This window comes from Kangiella sp. HZ709, assembly GCF_009674675.1.
Classification (GTDB): Bacteria; Pseudomonadota; Gammaproteobacteria; order Enterobacterales; family Kangiellaceae; genus Kangiella.
Genome location: NZ_WKJC01000001.1, coordinates 62,708 through 80,732, shown reverse-complemented (window position 1 = coordinate 80,732; position 18,025 = coordinate 62,708). Strand labels below are relative to the sequence as shown.

At 38.6% G+C, this 18,025-nt stretch carries 17 protein-coding genes; 7 read left to right on the top strand and 10 right to left on the bottom strand.

Annotated features, from left to right (window positions below; translation table 11 throughout):
• The first annotated feature begins 16 nt into the window (after positions 1-16).
• Positions 17-1,756, top strand: coding sequence for a gamma-glutamyltransferase (ggt, locus tag GJS41_RS00410; RefSeq protein WP_154245374.1), 1,740 nt, complete (start codon positions 17-19; stop codon positions 1,754-1,756).
• On the opposite strand, the gene GJS41_RS00405 is transcribed toward ggt, so the two are convergent.
• Both GJS41_RS00405 and GJS41_RS00400 read right to left on the bottom strand, forming a co-directional pair.
• Entirely contained in the window at positions 1,757-2,872 is a 1,116-nt protein-coding gene (locus GJS41_RS00405) for an alkane 1-monooxygenase (protein WP_154245373.1), read from the bottom strand.
• Between the two features lie 13 nt (positions 2,873-2,885).
• Positions 2,886-3,512, bottom strand: a complete 627-nt coding sequence (locus GJS41_RS00400; RefSeq protein WP_154245372.1) for a chromophore lyase CpcT/CpeT — start codon at positions 3,510-3,512, stop codon at positions 2,886-2,888.
• 295 nt (positions 3,513-3,807) lie between these two features.
• Here GJS41_RS00400 and GJS41_RS00395 point away from each other — a divergent pair, with 295 nt between their 5' ends.
• Together GJS41_RS00395 and GJS41_RS00390 are read left to right on the top strand one after the other, a co-directional pair.
• Complete coding sequence (locus GJS41_RS00395) at positions 3,808-4,524, top strand: SDR family NAD(P)-dependent oxidoreductase (RefSeq protein WP_154245371.1); 717 nt, start codon at positions 3,808-3,810, stop codon at positions 4,522-4,524.
• 66 nt (positions 4,525-4,590) lie between these two features.
• Complete coding sequence (locus GJS41_RS00390; protein ID WP_154245370.1) at positions 4,591-5,127, top strand: hypothetical protein; 537 nt, start codon at positions 4,591-4,593, stop codon at positions 5,125-5,127.
• A 43-nt stretch (positions 5,128-5,170) separates the two neighbouring features.
• Here GJS41_RS00390 and GJS41_RS00385 read toward each other — a convergent pair whose 3' ends face one another.
• Both GJS41_RS00385 and GJS41_RS00380 read right to left on the bottom strand, forming a co-directional pair.
• On the bottom strand, positions 5,171-5,599 hold the full coding sequence (locus GJS41_RS00385; RefSeq protein WP_154245369.1) for an organic hydroperoxide resistance protein: 429 nt from the start codon (positions 5,597-5,599) through the stop codon (positions 5,171-5,173).
• Positions 5,600-5,694: 95 nt separating this feature from the next.
• Positions 5,695-6,780: an alpha/beta hydrolase gene (locus tag GJS41_RS00380; protein ID WP_154245368.1), complete on the bottom strand. Its 1,086-nt coding sequence runs from the start codon at positions 6,778-6,780 to the stop codon at positions 5,695-5,697.
• Positions 6,781-6,959: 179 nt separating this feature from the next.
• Between GJS41_RS00380 and GJS41_RS00375 the strand changes: the two genes are divergently transcribed.
• Positions 6,960-8,642, top strand: coding sequence for a thiol-activated cytolysin family protein (locus tag GJS41_RS00375; RefSeq protein WP_154245367.1), 1,683 nt, complete (start codon positions 6,960-6,962; stop codon positions 8,640-8,642).
• 5 nt (positions 8,643-8,647) lie between these two features.
• Here GJS41_RS00375 and arfB read toward each other — a convergent pair whose 3' ends face one another.
• Positions 8,648-9,064, bottom strand: coding sequence for an alternative ribosome rescue aminoacyl-tRNA hydrolase ArfB (arfB, locus tag GJS41_RS00370; protein WP_154245366.1), 417 nt, complete (start codon positions 9,062-9,064; stop codon positions 8,648-8,650).
• A gap of 97 nt (positions 9,065-9,161) precedes the next feature.
• Here arfB and GJS41_RS00365 point away from each other — a divergent pair, with 97 nt between their 5' ends.
• Positions 9,162-10,076, top strand: a complete 915-nt coding sequence (locus tag GJS41_RS00365) for a pseudouridine synthase (protein WP_154245365.1) — start codon at positions 9,162-9,164, stop codon at positions 10,074-10,076.
• Here the strand turns inward: GJS41_RS00365 and GJS41_RS00360 are convergent.
• From GJS41_RS00360 to GJS41_RS00340, 5 genes are all read right to left on the bottom strand, one after another.
• Positions 10,056-11,642, bottom strand: a complete 1,587-nt coding sequence (locus GJS41_RS00360) for an ABC-F family ATPase (RefSeq protein ID WP_370515665.1) — start codon at positions 11,640-11,642, stop codon at positions 10,056-10,058. The two genes, GJS41_RS00365 and GJS41_RS00360, sit on opposite strands and share 21 nt — an antisense overlap.
• 176 nt (positions 11,643-11,818) lie before the next feature.
• Positions 11,819-12,784, bottom strand: a complete 966-nt coding sequence (locus GJS41_RS00355; protein ID WP_154245363.1) for a hypothetical protein — start codon at positions 12,782-12,784, stop codon at positions 11,819-11,821.
• Between the two features lie 73 nt (positions 12,785-12,857).
• A complete protein-coding gene (locus GJS41_RS00350) occupies positions 12,858-13,709 on the bottom strand; it encodes a DUF5694 domain-containing protein (RefSeq protein ID WP_154245362.1) in 852 nt (283 codons plus the stop codon).
• A gap of 91 nt (positions 13,710-13,800) precedes the next feature.
• Complete coding sequence (locus GJS41_RS00345) at positions 13,801-14,466, bottom strand: hypothetical protein (protein ID WP_154245361.1); 666 nt, start codon at positions 14,464-14,466, stop codon at positions 13,801-13,803.
• Positions 14,467-14,649: 183 nt separating this feature from the next.
• Positions 14,650-14,979: a hypothetical protein gene (locus GJS41_RS00340; RefSeq protein ID WP_154245360.1), complete on the bottom strand. Its 330-nt coding sequence runs from the start codon at positions 14,977-14,979 to the stop codon at positions 14,650-14,652.
• A gap of 162 nt (positions 14,980-15,141) precedes the next feature.
• On the opposite strand from GJS41_RS00340, the gene GJS41_RS00335 reads away from it, so the two are divergent.
• Positions 15,142-16,239 carry an AraC family transcriptional regulator gene (locus GJS41_RS00335; RefSeq protein WP_154245359.1) on the top strand — a complete coding sequence of 366 codons (1,098 nt, stop codon included), beginning with the start codon at positions 15,142-15,144 and terminating at the stop codon, positions 16,237-16,239.
• 228 nt (positions 16,240-16,467) lie between these two features.
• A complete protein-coding gene (locus GJS41_RS00330; protein WP_154245358.1) occupies positions 16,468-17,994 on the top strand; it encodes an amidohydrolase family protein in 1,527 nt (508 codons plus the stop codon).
• The last annotated feature ends 31 nt before the right edge of the window (positions 17,995-18,025 follow it).

Here is an 18,025-nt window from a genome sequence, read left to right as displayed (position 1 = left end):
ATCAATGGGGATAATCATGCATAAAATCATAAAACCACTCCTTGTTAGAGCAATCGGTGTCAGCGCAATCAGTATGTTCAGCTTATCTGCTATTGCCGCCGATCGAATTACTGGACACCCAGAAGCAACTCGCTCTGAAGTCATAGCGGCCAATGCTATGGCGGCCACCAGCCAACCCTTGGCAACACAAATTGCCTTAGACATCATGAAAGCTGGCGGTAATGCCATTGATGCTGCTATCGCTGCAAATGCAGCGTTAGGATTAATGGAGCCCACAGGCTGTGGTATTGGTGGCGATTTATATGCCATTGTCTGGGACGCAAAATCTCAAAAACTACACGGATTAAATGCTTCCGGTCGATCGCCGATGGGCTTAAGTCATGCGCAGCTGTCTAAAGAAATTGCTGAATTGGGCAGAGAAGATATTCCTCCTTACGGGCTATTACCCATCTCTGTTCCTGGCGCAGTAGATGGCTGGTTTGAACTGCATAATAAATTTGGCAAGTTGCCCATGGAAAAAATTTTGCAACCATCCATATCCTACGCAGAGAACGGTTTCCCGGTCTCTGAGTTAATTGCTTACTACTGGAATCTCAGTGTCCCTCGCTTGAGTCCACAAGTCGGCTCTTTTAAAAACACTTTTACCTTAAATGGTAAAGCTCCCCAAAAAGGACAAATCTTCAAAAACCCTGAACTTGCTAACACCTATAAATTATTAGCTGAAAAAGGACGGGATATTTTTTATAAAGGATTAATCGCCAATCAAATTGACAAGTTCATGCAAACCAATGGCGGTTATTTACGTTATGAAGATATGGCTACACACACTTCTACTTGGGTTGAACCACTTGGTGTTGAATACAAAGGCCATACTCTTTGGGAACTACCTCCTAATGGTCAAGGAATAGCAGCATTACAAATGCTACAAATATTAAAAAACTTTGATTTGAAATCTATGGGCTTTAATTCGCCTGAGTCTTTGCACACTATGATCGAAGCAAAAAAGTTAGCGTTTGAAGACAGAGCAAAGTTTTATGCTGATATGGATTTCTCTGAACAACCAATCAAGCAACTCATCTCAAAAAAGTATGGTAAAGAGCGTGCCAAATTGATTGGCATGCGCGCTGCTAGACGTGTAGAGGCCGGCAATAAAAACCTGTTAGAAGGCGATACCATCTATCTGACCACTGCCGATTCTGAAGGTAATATGGTTTCTCTCATTCAAAGTAATTACCGCGGCATGGGTTCAGGCGTAGTTGTTCCGGGCCTAGGCTTTGGCTTTCAAGATCGTGGGCAACTTTTCTCCATGGATAAAACTCATGCCAATGCTTATGAACCAGGAAAAAGACCGTTCCAAACCATTATCCCGGCATTTATCACTAAAGATGGCAAGCCTTTTATGAGTTACGGCGTTATGGGTGGCGCAATGCAGCCACAAGGTCACGTGCAAGTATTAGTTAATATGTTGGACTATGGCATGGGCTTGCAAGAAGCTGGCGATGTTGCCCGTTGGCAACATCTTGGCTCAACTGAACCCACAGAGTCGCAAGCTAAGTATTTAGTTGATGGCGGCCATGTCGAATTGGAGTCAACCGTCCCACAAGCAACGGTCAGAGCTTTAAAACAATTAGGGCATGACATACGTGCAGGTAATGGCGGCTTCGGCGGCTACCAGGCCATTATGTGGGATCAAAAGAACAAAGTGTATTATGGTGCATCCGAATCTCGTAAAGATGGACAGGCTGCTGGCTATTGATTAGCCAGCGTCTACCTCGCCGTTCCCATTTTCTGACTTCAAATAATATTTATCCACTATAGGGTTCATGATCTTTTTCCATAAAGGCGGAAACAAAGCCAATAAAACCATAGTCGCATAGCCAGCAGGTAGCTGTGGGCTATCATCATAATGCCTCAAGACTTGGTATCGCCTTCTAGGAAAAGCGTGATGATCCGAGTGCCTTTGCAAATGAAGCAATAAAATATTCGTTAAAAAATAATTAGAATTCCAAGAATGATGATGGGTCACTCTTTCATAACGACCATTGGATTGTTGATTTCTGCGCAATCCATAGTGCTCGATGTAATTAATAATTTCTAATAACGTAAAGGCGACAAAACTTTGACCAATAAAAAAAACAGCGCCCAGCCATCCAAAAAGCAAGGTTAATATCAATAACCACAACAAACTAAAGCCATACCAAATAAAAAGCTCATTAGAATAATGCCAAGCAGTTTTACCATCACGATTCAAAACTTTTTTCTCAAGGCGCCAAGCATTCACTAGATTATGGAAGTATGCTCTTGGTAAAAAATGATAGAGCGATTGATTGTATTTCGCCGAAGAGGCATCTTTCGGAGTGGAGACATCAACATGATGGCCTCTGACGTGTTCAATTTTAAAGCCGCCATAAGTCACTAAACTCAGTAATAATCCACCACTGTTTTTTTCAATAGATTCATTTTTATGAATAAGTTCATGGGCGACATTGATTGAAATAACCCCCCCAATAATACCCGTATTAATAATCCAGCCAATTTTCCCTACTATTCCCAACTCCTCATTGACAAACTGTTGCGCACCAAAATAGACAATCAAAACCATCAAGGGGAAACAGCTTAAGCTGATAACCTTATAAAAGATTTGTTCCGAAACATGCTTGGTATCGTCGACTGGAATATTTAAAGAGTCTTTACCTAGCGCTGCATCTAAAACAGGGATCAACACAAAAAAATAAAGCAAAGCAAAATAAGGCGCCAGCTCTTTAAAACCATCAAAGCCCGCCAGCCAAAAAGAAATGAACGGCACTAGCAAAGTAGAATAAAACAGAATGAATGAATACTTTTTTAGTCGAATTTTAGTTTGAATGGTCATAATAAATCTGCGTTTACTTTCTATCAAAAATATAAGCGCCCTTCACAGCTCCCCATACTTGTTTATCATTAGCATCAAAACCTTGGTCCCAACTTTCAATCTTATCTCCCGTCACAGTAACAATTGAAGTTGCATAAGCTGCACCGCGCAGATTACTCTTACAGGATTTGTTGTCAGTAGAGCCTGAAAATTGATTACCGTCGTACTTTAAAAATACAGAGCAACCTTCTCGTTCCACTAAATCATCCGGACCAATGGAATTAAATAATTGCTTATTGTTTTGCCCACCGATAAACTTTTTGGGCTCTTTTAAGCTGTAGACTTTACTCTCAAAATTATTAGTAGTTATTTGAGTCACCTGATAAACCCTTTGTCTATAAGGTTTATCTAAAGATTTAGATACAGCCTGCTCTACGTAAAGCCATACCCCATCTTTTCTATCTTGCCATATGGGATGCATCTCTAGATTAATGTCGAAATATTCTTCATCCACGATTGATTGTTTATTGCTATTAAAACTGCCAGACATCCAATCCGTTAATTGATTTAAGGTATCATTCCCAGACTTGATACCCGTTGTACATGCGGTTAAGCAAACAAAAAATGCCAGTACTCCGCTAAATTTTAACCGTTCAATCATTATATTCCTTGGTAGTTAACTGTATTGCTGAAGATGAGCCTCATCATGCTATGCTGGATATAATAACCATAAGGCATTGAATTTAAAAGAACCTAACTCGCAGAAAAATAAAATCACACCTTTTTCACATCACCAGTTCTATATTTCTTTCTAAGCAAACAATTCAGTCAATACCCCGACGTTTGCTTATGTTGTTTTCATGGATGATGACATGCCCCAACTGTTGTAATTGTAAAGCGCCTTTATGGCGCTTGTTTTTTAAGGAGCTTTGAAGGAATACTCTTAACTTGATGCTATGAATAACTATTTGATATTTGGTGCCAGTGGTGCAATCGGTCAGGCTATAACAAATCAATGCCTAATTAATGGACATCAAGTGCACCAAATTTTTAGGAGCAACAACTTTAAACACGAAGCCACCACTCCTAATTGTCATAAATATTATTTAGATGTTTACAAAGAACAAGAGCTACTTCAACTAGCCACTCTCTTAAAAGAGTATCAGATTAACCGTATCATTAACTGTGCAGGCATTCTTCATACAAAAGATATTTCACCTGAAAAAACAATCATTCAACTGAATCCAAATGCATTTGTCGAAATCATCAAGGCTAATACCCTACTGACTGCATTAATTGCTAAACATTTGCTACCATTATTTAACAAGAATACTAAGTCCGTATTTGCAGTTTTGTCCGCCCGCATAGGAAGTATTTCTGATAACCAACTAGGCGGTTGGTATTCTTATCGTGCTAGCAAAGCAGCTTTAAACCAGATCTTAAAAACCTTGTCGATTGAATTCAAATTTAAAAAACCTAACGCCGTATTTGTTGCTCTACATCCAGGCACAACCGATTCTAATTTGTCAAAGCCTTTTCAAAAGAACATTCCACCGAAGAAATTATTCACAGCGAGATTTGTCGCGAAGTGTTTACTAAACATAATAGAGACTATTCAACCAGAAAATTCTGGCTCCTTTTATGCTTGGGATGGATCAACTATTCAATGGTAGTAGCCTAACAGCATTTTCACAGCACTTTTGCTAGCTTAGAGTGACATATCAGCTAGGAGCATAATCATGAGTAGAATATTATTCAAAGTTAAAGACTTTGCTAGCTTGCAGGGTTGTTATGATTACTTAAAGCAGCAAGGGTTAAAAGAAAAGCACTTACACGTGGTTAGTAACAAACAAGGCAAAATTCTCAGGCGAGGCTTAAATTCTGCTAACTTTTGGTACAAGACCAATGTTCTCAACGGCGCCCTGAAAGGCTTTTCTATAGGGTTATTGCTAGGACTTATGGTATCTTATTCTTTATTGAAAATGCAGGCGCTAGATGGCTTATACGGAGCTTTTGGTTTTATCTGTACGGCCATAGTTCTTACTGGCTTTGGCACTTGGATGGGAGGCCTACTGGGACTCGAATCTATTAACCATAAATTAAAACCATTTCATGGAAAAATTGATAATGGAAACCATTTATTGATGATTGATTTAAAAGAATATGACGTTGAAGCTTACACTCGTAAAATTAGTCAACGTTTCCCAAGTTTAGAATTGCTAAGCGTTGACATTGAAACAGTAATACCTTTCGAATTCATGAAAACCACACATTAAAAAAAGCACCTTGAGGTGCTTTTTTTAAAACAATAACGTTAAATTAAACAACATCTAATTTTACATCAATATTGTTTCTTGTAGCATTTGAATAAGGACAAACTTCATGCGCCTTATGAACTAACTCTTTCGCTTGTTCTCTATCTAAACCTGGCACGCTGACAATTAAGGCGACCGTTAAGCCAAAGCCACCTGCAGCTCGCGGACCGATACCAACCTTAGCAGTAACTGTCGCATCGCTAGAAACTTTTAATTCGGGGTTTTGAGATTGCACAAATTTCATAGCACCTATAAAGCAAGCAGCGTAACCTGCAGCAAAAAGTTGTTCTGGGTTATTACCTTCGCCACCTGCACCGCCTAATTCTTTCGGCGTAGACATAATGATTGAAAAAGAGTCATCTAAAGTTCTTGCAGTACCATCACGACCACCAGTAGCAATTGCGGAAGTGGTATATTTAACATCGATTGACATAATGTATCCTTAACTAAATAGTCTTCACTACCATACTAGAGATTAAATACTAAAACTCAATCATAAGTATCATATTTTATGATGCCAAAATAGTTTTATTTAGGCTTATAGGTGTTGTTATGTGGAAAATATTCTAAATAAGGTAATAGATATTCTGCTGCAAAAACCTTCTTGAAAAAACGTTTTAAAGTAGCATTTTTATTAGCCGATATTGCATTAAAATACGAATGACTAGTACCTACACCTTTTATATCGGTGAAATTGATATAATGGGCATTCCCAGCATTTAATTTCCTTAGATAATGGCCCAGTCTCGCGCGCTGTTCTTCGCCTGGTTTTCGGCGTGACCAAGACAGCGCATAATCTTTTTCGTTAATTAACACATAAACGCCTTTGCGTGCTCTAATGGACTCTACCCACAAGCGATGATCTAAATTATTGGTATCAGCTGCAGCCAAAATAACATTATCGAAAATTAACTTTCGTGACTCAGCTAAACTACTAGTTAGTGCATGTTTAAACACATAATTCCCCATGCTATGGCATAAAAGCGAAACATTTAAATTGCACTCTTTCTCAAGTAACTTAGCTAATAACTCACGTTGTTTGGTGGGATTATCCGGGTGGCGCTTTGCTGCTTTAACAGATAACTCGCGACGAGCGGCCTCTGTTAACAATTGATAATAATGACCTACACTGTCAATAAACCGATTTAATGCATCCTCAGAGGCTCTAGCATCACGCTTATCAGCGAGGTAGGACATACTGCCGGATAAGGCGCCACCGCCATTAGCCGGCCATGTAAAAGGGATCACAATAAGATTATAAAGTCGTTCTAATTCACGAGCTGTGTTATAAACATCTTTAACATCATTGTTATAACCATGCACAAAAATCAGTATGTTTTTACACTCTTTTCTAGCTTCTGCAAAAGTATCGCATGCTATTTGCAAGGGAACATAGTGAGGTTCAGAATCATCGATATCTAAGCTAAATTTAATTTTTAGATGTTTAACAGACTTAGGTGACACCTGATCCTGTAAAATCGTTACCTTAGGCTTTCTAACGCCAACAACTTCAACAGCCGTCAATTCATTTGGTCCTAAATGATTCGTGTGCTTCGAAAATTTATTGAAACCTTTCTTAGAGGATTCCATTTGTCGGTTGGTAATAAAGTACATACTTTCGTCCTTTGAAAATATTAATAATCACCAATATATCAAATCCATTTAACTTTAAGTGTGACTTTGTTCAATGCAAATATGACTTATGTAAAGTTATAAAGTTGCGACTTGCTAAATATATATAACTTGTAATTTATGTTAGCTTTGGTCTCAGTTATTTTACAAGGAGCAGTTAAATGGACACAAAAAAAATCTATTTCTTTTTTTCATTATTAATAACTATTAGTATCGTTAGTTGTAATAAAGAAGAAGAGCAAGAACCCACCCCTATCGTCACATCAGAGTGTAATATTGAGTACCAGAAAAATGGTCGTATGAAGTTATCACCAGTTGATGAATATTTTTTATGCTTAAACGAATGGAAAAATATTTCTCCAGTAAAGCCTGACGATCCAGGAACAAAACAAGGAGATCCTTCCAAACCTATAAAAGAAGGCGATTATATTTGCACCACCCAAGACTACAGCTTGACTAAAACTCCAGACTCAATTGTTTTGCTTGGTGACTCTGCTGGAGATTTATGGCTAGGTTCTCTTTTACAATCACAACCTTATCTTGACGGAAAGTTTCAACAACTTCCGGCTAAATTAGCAGCAATGGATGTAACAATAAACCTTTCTATCGCAGAGCCTTCCGTATTGGTTGATAACCCAAGTAATGCATCTATTCAAAAAGCAATCAGTACCTTAGTCAATAGAGCGCAAGGCACTCCTTTACCGGCGAAAGCTTCTTATAATTTTAAGGAAGCCTATTCTACAGAACAGCTATTACTAGACTTTAATTTATCCGCAAAATACGCTGGTCAAACAGCCAAGGCTGCATTAAGCATTGATAAAAAGACTGAAACTAAAACTATCTCTGCATACTTTGTCCAGAATATGTTTACGGTTAGTGTCCCTTCGCCTACGACCCCTAGCAATTACTTTAGTGACATCAGTCTAGAGTATTTAAAGGATCAACAACAGTTAGGTAAAATATCTCCAGAAAACCCTCCGCTATATGTCTCTAGCATCACCTACGGGCGTTTATTGTTGTTTACCTTCACCTCTAATGCTTCGTCAAGCGATATACAAGCATCCCTTGATTACGCCTATAAAGGTGCCGCAGAGGTAGATGCAAAAGTCAAAGCTAAATACGATAAAATACTTTCTTCTGCTGAGATTAACATAGTGCCATATGGCGGAGCTTGGCAAGATGCCGCTCGCTTAATTCGAAGTGCTTCAATCAAAGACTACTTTTCAGATGATGCTGCGCCACTAACAACCGCTGTGCCTATCAGTTATCAACTTAAAACGCTCGCTAGAGACGTGCAAGCTGCAGTTGCAGAAACTACCAGTTATTCAGAAAAAAATTGCAAGAAAGCTGAAACTCCAGCAATCACTAAAAATGCTAAGTTTACCTTACAATATGTTGGCGGCGGTGATAACCGTTACTTGTCTAAAGCCGAGTGGTTCCAAGTAGGGTTAGAAGGTAAAAGACCCTACCCTACGCTACAACTTAGTCCTGTTAAACTTTTGTTGAGAGGCAATAAACAAGCTCTCACTAGCGGGACTAATATCCGGTTTAGCACAACAGAAACAAAAGCTGGAGGGAAAAACTTAGACAAGAAAACTATCCTTGGTGCTTGGTCCGGTAAGAAGTACGCCTCCTATCTGGCTTCTGACAAAAGCTCCAAACAAAACTGGGTCTTTACCAAAGTATGCCCTAAAAAATGTGCTGACAACTATATTCGCTATGGCGATAAAGTGAACATTCGTAGCGAATACAAGCCCAAGCAATACTTGTGTAATGATAGTGATAAAAAGAGTCATTGGTTAATTACTAAAGAAGCTAAGTGTACTTGGCGTATTAATCGATAAGTGACTCAGTAGGAAATCTTTCCTCGGAGAGACTTTTTTTGCTGGTTACGCTTTTTATTATCTAAGCGACGTTTCTTTGAACCTAGAGTTGGGCGCGTCTTAAGACGCGCCTTTTTCTCTTTTATGGCCGCTAAAACAAAGCGCTTCAAACGCTCTATGGCATCATCTTTATTACGCTGCTGTGTCCTATGGTTTTGAGCTTTAATAATCAACTCGCCATCAGAGGTTAGGCGGCTATCTTTAACTGATAGAAGCTTACTTTTAAAAACATCAGGGATTGATGAATCTTTGATGTTCCACCTTAAATGTATGGCACTCGATACTTTATTAACATTCTGACCACCTGCGCCCTGCGCTCGAATAGCTGCAAGCTCAATCTCTTCTGAGTTGATAAACAGATTATTGTTAATAATAATTTTCATGTTTGTGCTTAAAAGATTTACTTAGTTGTCATTGAGTATAGAGTAACCGCTGCGATTGAATTATACTTTTATTACTTTTACCCGTCCTTTAACTTGAATGTCGATCTCTAAATACCCTTCTAAAGTCAGCTTGCCGCAAGTTAACCAAGGCTGGACAACTGTATTAGATTTTTTAGCAGAGCATTTTTCTGCTATCGACAAATCTATTTGGCTACAAAGGATAAATGAAGGCAAAGTTCACTGGGCTGACAAAAGCTTAATTCATCATGACACACCTTATCAAGCACAAAGAAGTGTATTTTATTATCGAGAGGTACCGAAAGAACCTGAAATACCATTTCAACACTCTATTCTTTTTCAAAATGAACACATACTTGTAACTGATAAACCGCACTTTCTTCCGGTAACCCCAGGAGGCCAATACGTTAATGAATGTTTGCAACATCGCTTGCGGAAAGCAACGGGCATAGAGCAGTTACAAGCTTTACACAGACTTGATAGAGAAACTGCAGGGCTTGTTATGTTTTCGGTTAATCCTGAATCTCGCTCACAGTACCATGCCCTCTTTGCAGAGAAAAAAATTACAAAAACTTATTTGGCGATTGCCGAGACATCTTCAAAAGCGGAATTGCAAGATAAGGAATGGACTGTGAAAAATAAGATGATTAAAGCAAAACCCAGCTTTTTAATGCAAATCGACTCAAAGGCTCAAGCTAGCGAATTTAATTCTCTCTCTATAATCAAGTGCGCTAAACAATACTCAAGCCATTCTTTATTTGAATTAAAACCCATCACTGGCAAAACTCATCAGTTAAGAATCCATATGCAGTCGATTGGTTATCCCATTTTGAATGATAAATTTTACCCAGAGCTGCGAGCCAAAACTGAAGAAGATTATAAAAACCCCTTACAGTTACTCGCTAATGAACTGAGCTTTAATGATCCTATCACTAATAAACCACTAACATTCAAAAGCGAGTTAACACTTGATTTAGCCGTCTTGCTTAGCTAAATACTCATCATAGGTTCCACGAAAATCAACAACACCATTTGGGGTCATATCAATAATACGAGTCGCCAATGAAGACACAAATTCACGATCATGGCTGACAAAAATCAAAGTGCCAGGATAGTTAGCCAAAGCTAAGTTTAGAGATTCAATGGATTCCATATCCATGTGATTAGTAGGTTCATCCATAATAATGATATTAGGCTGTTGCAACATAAGTTTACCAAACAGCATGCGGCCTTTCTCTCCACCCGATAACACTTGAACTTTTTTCTTAATGTCATGTTGGCTGAATAATAAGCGTCCTAAAATACCGCGAATAGCTAAATCGTCGTCAGTCTCTTTGCCCCATTGATCCATCCATTGGAATAAGTCCATGGTTTGTTCAAAGTCAGCAGCATGATCTTGCGCGTAGTAACCAATTTGCGAATTTTCTGACCATTTAACCATTCCAGTTTCTGGCTGATATTCATTTAACAAACAGCGCAACATACTCGTTTTACCAATGCCACTTTGGCCAATAATGGCTAATCGCTCGCCAACCTCTAAGTTAATGTTGAAATCACTAAATAATTCAGTTTCAAAACTCTTGCTTAAGTTTTCCACTTCTAATGCTAAACGATAAAGCTTTTTTGATTGCTCAAATCGAATAAAAGGGTTTTGTCTAGTCGAAGGCTTAATATCATCTAAAACAATTTTATCGATCTGTTTAGCGCGTGAAGTTGCTTGTTTCGACTTAGATGCATTTGCTGAGAAACGACTAACAAAAGATTTCAATTCAGCAATTTGCGCTTTCTTTTTTGCATTTTCTGACTGCATACGCTCTTGGATCATAGTCGCCGCGGTCATGTACTGATCATAGTTACCTGGGAAGATTTTAATCTCTCCGTAATCTAAATCCGCCATATGACTACAAACACTATTTAAGAAGTGTCTATCGTGCGAAATAATAATCATAGTGCAGTTACGCGCGTTTAAAACCTCTTCCAACCAACGAATAGTATTAATATCCAAGTTATTGGTTGGCTCATCTAGAAGCATGATATCTGGCTCAGAGAACAATACTTGAGTTAATAAGACACGCAGCTTCCAGCCTGGTGCAACTTCGCTCATAGGTCCCCAATGTTGCTCGATAGGAATTCCAACACCTAATAGCAATTCACCAGCACGGGCTTCAGCCGTATAACCATCCATTTCTGCGAACTGAGCCTCTAAATCACCAGCTCGCATGCCATCTTCTTCGCTCATCTCAGCTTTGGCGTATATCGCATCGCGTTCAGATTTAACCGCCCACAATTCTTCATGCCCCATAATAACCGTATCTAAAACGCTATATTCTTCGTAAGCAAACTGATCCTGCTTCAAACGACCAATACGTACGTTCTGATCCAGCGACACGTTACCGGAAGAAGGCTCTAACTCACCGCCTAAAATTTTCATAAAGGTCGACTTACCGCAACCATTGGCACCTATTAAGCCATAACGATTACCGTTACCGAATTTAACCGATACGTTTTCAAATAATGGCTTCTCGCCAAACTGCATGGTGATATTAGAAGTAGAAAGCACTGTGAATGTCCGATTTAGAGATAAATTAACGAAATATAAAAAGCCCGACTGAGCGAAACTCATAAATCAGGCTAAAATTGGCGCGGATTATGCCATATAAGTATAAAAACTGCACACTAAAACTCAAATTACATCGATTAAGATAAGCCAGGAGAACAGCCTAATCTGATATATAGCTAGCTAGTTATAATTCTCGTTTTCTCTCGGCTTTTTAAACTAAATGGACACAAGTGTAATACGCCGGAAATACTGACAAGAAAAGGAAGAAATGCCAATACATAGAGGGAATAATCATTATTGAGTTGTATCAAATAGACGGCTGAAGTAAATAATCCAATAACAAAAAGTACGGCAACTATCCAATATAAGCTGCTAAAGCCGGAATCTTTAACGCGTTGATGTACGCCGTAAAGATAAAAACCTAAGACTATTAACTGATAGATAATTGCAGCGATTAAAAACCAATCAGAACGAATAATATAAGCTAGATCTTTTAAGGCAAAGTAAGCCAACACAGCTAGTGTTAACATGATTATGAAGTTAACCAATATTAACTTACCTATATACAAACTAAAATCGTATTGATTAAAGCCATTAGTGCTTTTTAAAGGCTTATTAGCAAGGCGATCTTCTTGAGAGGCTTGAGCGACCAGGAAATATCCGTTGACTAATAATCCAAGGACCATAAAGGTTGATACAAACCACTTTACGGACTCTGGCTCAATAAGATAGCGCGAATAGGAATGATCAAATGCCCCTTGCATATAACTAAACACCGTGACGCCATTCGCCAATATATTGAAAAACATAAAGTTAATCAAAATACACACAAACAATGCCACTTTGTTGAATTCCAAAGCCTTGACGCGCTTCTTGGTTAAGCTAATGCTGCACCATAACATTAAAAACTGTAGTGGTATTAAAGTCGGTAGGAACCCTGATAACAAATTTCTTAAGACAGCTATCTCAGCTAGTTTTTCAGCCCCCAGCTCTCCAGCTGCAAAGTTGACGATGAAAAAAGTCATCATTAAAGAGCTGCTCAGCCCTATTAAAACCGTCAATAAAATAATACCAATGAGATAGTAGAACTTATTGATCTGCCCAGTGGGATCGAGCATGAGCTTTAAAATAGGATTTGTCATTGTAGATAAAATTTGTTTTTGCCTATTAAAAAGCTCAATAAAGCCGTTGTCTACTCTTTAGGTCTAAAAACCTTTATTGAATAGCTAAATACGGAACTGGATCAACTAGTTCAACGCCCTGCATATTATTAAAGATAAAATCGAGCCATGCTTTATGACCTGCACCATAAACCACTACGACCCTATCACCTGGTTTTGCCACATCCAGTAATTTAGAAGCAATCTTGGTATTTCGCATCATATAATAAGCAAAGACCTCGGCACCCGGTTGTTTCTCACCTTGATCGTATTTCAGCATCTCAAGATAAAAGGATAATGAAATGACGGGGCTACCTTTAGAATTTAACTGAGCCAAGTAATTTCCCAAATGCTCTTTTTTATGCTTAGCGAAGAAACCATCTAGTTCATTTTTGATATTGGCGAATGCAAGGTTAAACGCTTCTTGCTGTTTTGTATCAGCTAGGTGTTTAAAAAATTTATCAGCAGGAAAATAATCAGGCTCACCGTCTGAAGGCTGCTCATCAATTCCATAAACATGTTTTAAGTTAGCCATCTTTGCCAATCGATAGCCTACTTGTACAGTTTCATTTGGTTCTTTTAACAAATCAGCCTTAGTAAATTGATAGTAGTCTTTGCTTACATACGCAGGTTCAAGAGCTTGTTCTTCTACCGCCACCAAGGTGGGTTTAAAGCGCATTAGGCTATTAGATATATCCTGTAACTCCTGTTGCTTCTTTGGAGTTAAAACACTATCCACTTTTTTATTAATCAAATCCTGACCAGGGTTAGCGAAATGTTCCGTGCCAATAATCATGACTTGAATAGGCTGATCAGATTTTACAGATTCTGATTTATCAGCATAAGAAATTGATGAAGACGTGAATGAATATAGAGCAACTAGGGATATAACAAGGTTTTTAAACATAATGATTCCTTCTCAAGCATTATAATTATATGAAATGTGTTCTTTATAATTAAGACGCTGAGAAGGCCCAAATGGTTTAATTTATTTTTTCCTAATCAAAATTATACCTAAAGTTCAAACCATAGGTCGTTTCATTCTCTTTAAATGAAGTAGTAACATCTGTAGAGAAATTACTATTGAAATGATAACGAAGACTGGCATTAGCGCCTAACTTACCGCTAGCGCCCATATTTAAATCAGGATCAAAATAAACCAAGTTGGCTTCCCATTCTAGGTTATTAGTGAATAAGCCACGGCCACCTAACTCTAGCTCATAGCCAAAGGTGCCCTCTTTGACAAAATCAGAGTCTATTTTTTGTCTTAAGACACCAAGTTTAGAGACAAACTGCATGTCGCCTTGGGTATGAAAGCCAAGACCAAAGACTTGAGTATTAATAGTTACATCAGGACTAATACTAGAGACATTACCTAAGTCCGCCAGAAAGTTAGCGATATCAGTACCTAAATTCAGGTTCGTAAAGTCGAAATCAGCATAGATAAAATAGTTGTCATCTAAAGAATTGGACCACTCAAGAACTAACCCTTGACTCGATCTATCAGGAAATTTAAGTCTTACCTCACCACTAGCTGACTCAAACTCACCAACACTAATAAATTCATAACCAAACTCAAAATAATCATAACTAATATCCTTAGATTTCGAAGGAAGAGAGATTAAAACCAATGCTAATGCGGAAATGTTAATTACTTTTTTCATAAAACCTGTCTAACTATTTAAGTTAGCAGATTGGAGCGAGTCACTTTTATTTAGTTCAGTCATTTACTTAAAATAAAAAACAAATAAATTTGAACTTTTATAATAAAAACTCCTCCTAACCTAAGGAAAAATATAGCTCATATCTGTAAGAGTGAATAGCTGGAAAAAGCTGCTATGAAACGCTTATTTTCTTAGCCCTGGAAAACTACTGACAAACTTCACTTTTAAATCCGCTTCAAAAGGTGTGATATAGACTTTCAAATCTGGAAAGCTATCAACCGCTTGCCATAAGCCACATTTATTTGCGAAGCTTTCAACTAACTTGACCCTTAAGTCTTCATGCGCTTCCACCACTTTAATTTTTATATCCGCACTGGATGCATATTCAACAAACCGCACTTTGCCATAAAGATTATGTTCTTTATGTAGGCACGGATTTTCTTGCGCTTTCAGGTCGCTGGCCGACGCAATAAAGGCTACCAGCAAAAGGAGTAATAACGTTTTTATATTCATATATGATTTCTCTATCCAAGTGCTATCCAAAAGCTTTATGCTTGATTATTAACCAATCTTGCTACCTATAAAAGAATAAAGCTAAGTCGACTTTGCCACAAGTCCTTGCTACTCTTCCTACCCATAGATTAGGACATACAAAAGCCGTAGAAAAAAACCAAGATGTCACAACTACTAACCTTCATCTTTGCCATTGGCGCTTTTCAGGGACTAGTACTATTCGTACTTCTAATAAGCGATAAGCGAGTTAATTACGCCAGTAAACTTTTAGGCGTATTCTGTCTAATGATTGCGAGCACCTTTGCCCTGCCTTTGATTTTTGATGCAGGGAATGGTCCTTTAGCTTGGCTAATTGCACCAATGGTCTTTTTGCCGGCTTGCTATGGTGGCGTTACCTATTTGTACTGTCGAACCGCTATTACAGGCTCACCTCTAAAGCTATTAGACTTACTCCATTTGATTCCTTTAGTCATTTGTTATCTGTTGAATTATGAAATATTGTTTTCGACTGAAAAAGCGTTAGAGTTCTTGGCAATGCCTAATGATGCCACTTTAATCAAAGCTATTACAGCAGCAATTATTTTCGCTCAAATTGTAGTCTATATAATTCTTACAATCAGTATGATTGTCTATTACCAAAAGAAAGCAAAGCAAACTTTGTCTTCCTACAATCCTGACATATTCAAATGGCTTTGGAGCCTGATGGCATTTGCCGTTTTTTCTTGGGGGCTCTCAATCTTCTTTAATTACATCAGCAGAATTCCAAGTATTAACGTAATAACCTACGCTACCATGGTCTTAATGGTGTATTTCATTGGCTTTGTTCAATGGCGAAACCCGGGCATATTCCATATCAAAAAGTTGGAAAAGCAACCCGAAATAAAAGCCAGCCAAGACGCTTCCGAAGGCTTATTGGATCAAGAGATACGTTCAAGCATCTTGCAAACGGTTCAACAACAAGTCAAAGAGCAGTCTTTGTACCGTAATAGCGAATTGACTTTGGCAAGCTTGGCAGAAGAAGTTGGGGTTAGCATTCATCACCTTTCAGAAACCATCAATCAGCAAGGCGGTAAAAACTTTAATCAGTTTATTAATGAATACCGAGTTGCTGAAGTGTGTGACTGGCTCAAGCAACAAAGCGATCGTAAGCTGATTGACCTAGCCTTAGATGCTGGTTTTTCCTCAAAAAGTAGCTTTAACGCAACTTTTAAGAAGCTCACTGGCAAGACACCAAGCGTTTATCGTCAAGAAATAGCCTAAAAGTTACTGCCGTCATTCCCGTGCAAACGGGAATCCTGCGGAGTATTGCACTAAACTCTAGAAGATTTCCACTTTCGTGGGAATGACGAATAAGCAATAAAATCAATAGCTTAATAAATATCGCACTCCCAAATTATAATCTTGGACGTCCAATATTAACCTATTGGACGCCCTCTCTCTGCCGAACTGTTGAAATTAACCCATCAAAACAACTGATGGAGTTTCACAATGTTAAAAACAATCACTAAATGGTTCCTATACATCCTAGCTGGCTTAACAGTTCTAACCATAAGCTTCTTAATCTGGTACAAAGGCGCTATTAACGCTACCTATGGCGAAGATACTGAATTAGTCGATCACAAGGCCTTTGCCACACCGCAACAGCTAACCGCCATTACCAATGCCAACGTGCTATCACCTGATGGCCAAAGCATGCTGCTTAATCAAACCATCGTCCTTGATAAGGGCAAGATTATCTCAGTTGGCAATAACGCTGAGATACCAGCCAATGCCAAAATGATTGATGGCCAAGGTAAATACGTTATTCCTGGCTTAGTGGATTCGCATATCCACTTGCACAAAAGCCCTAACGATCTCTTGCTATACGTTGCTAATGGAGTCACTCATATTCGAGAAATGGGCGGCTTCCCAGAAAGCCTAGACTATCGTGAGGAAATCGAACAAGGTCGTATCGGCCCAAAATTGTACGTCGCCTCTCCGCCGATTAATATCAAAGACTATATCGAAGGCAAGGGATTTGAATTTTTCTCGCACCATGAAGCAGTTCAAACCCTAGAGCAAGCCGAAGACAAGATCCGAGACTATGTCGATGCCGGTTATGACGCTATTAAAACTTATCATTTAGATATGCCAAGCTACCGTGCGGTGAACAAGTTAGCTGCCGAGCTCGGAGCCCATACCGTTGGTCACTTCCCATTAGACTTTACCTTGGATGAACTAAAGGTGACACAGCAACGCGAATTAGCTCACCTAGAAGAAATCGTCAGCGTATTAATTCGTGAGTTTGGTTCCATCAACAAAAAAGGTAGCGATAATTTCTACAAGCACGTTCAAGATCGTAGCCAAGAAATTATCGACGATATATTAGCAAAAGATATAACTGTAAACTCAGTGTTGCTTTATATGGAAAATATCCATGACCAATTCAGCGATTTAGAAGGCAAGCTAAGAAGTGTACCGATTGAGTATGTAAACCCAGCGCTGGTAGAAGGCACTAATTTAATCCCTGGATTTAAGGTCGGCTGGTTACCAGGTTTCAACCAATTCGAAGCCACCAGTCATTCGCATGAACAAGACTACAAAGAATACGACGTCTATTGGACAGCTCGCGAAAAAGCGCACCATATTCTATTAGAAGCCATGATAGAACGTAACGTAAAAATCGTTGCAGGCTCAGATACAGGCGGTTTCCTTGTAGTACCAGGTTTTGCCCTACACAAAGAAATCCAGTCACTAAACAATGGCGGTATGACTCCAACACAAGCGCTAGCAACAGCTACAAGCAACCCAGCAGAGTTAATGAAAAGTGACGCAGGAATCATCGAAGCAGGAAAACGTGCAGACTTAGTAATTCTAAATAAAAATCCACTGATGGATATTAAAAATACTCAAACCATTGACACGGTAATTCTTAATGGCAAAACTTTTAATCGTCAAAAACTGGATGCCATGTTAGAAGCAGTTAAAGAGGCGAATAATAAAAGTCGAAAAGTGAATATAGATCAATATTTATAATATAAAAAAATATCAATTAGTAGAGCAAACA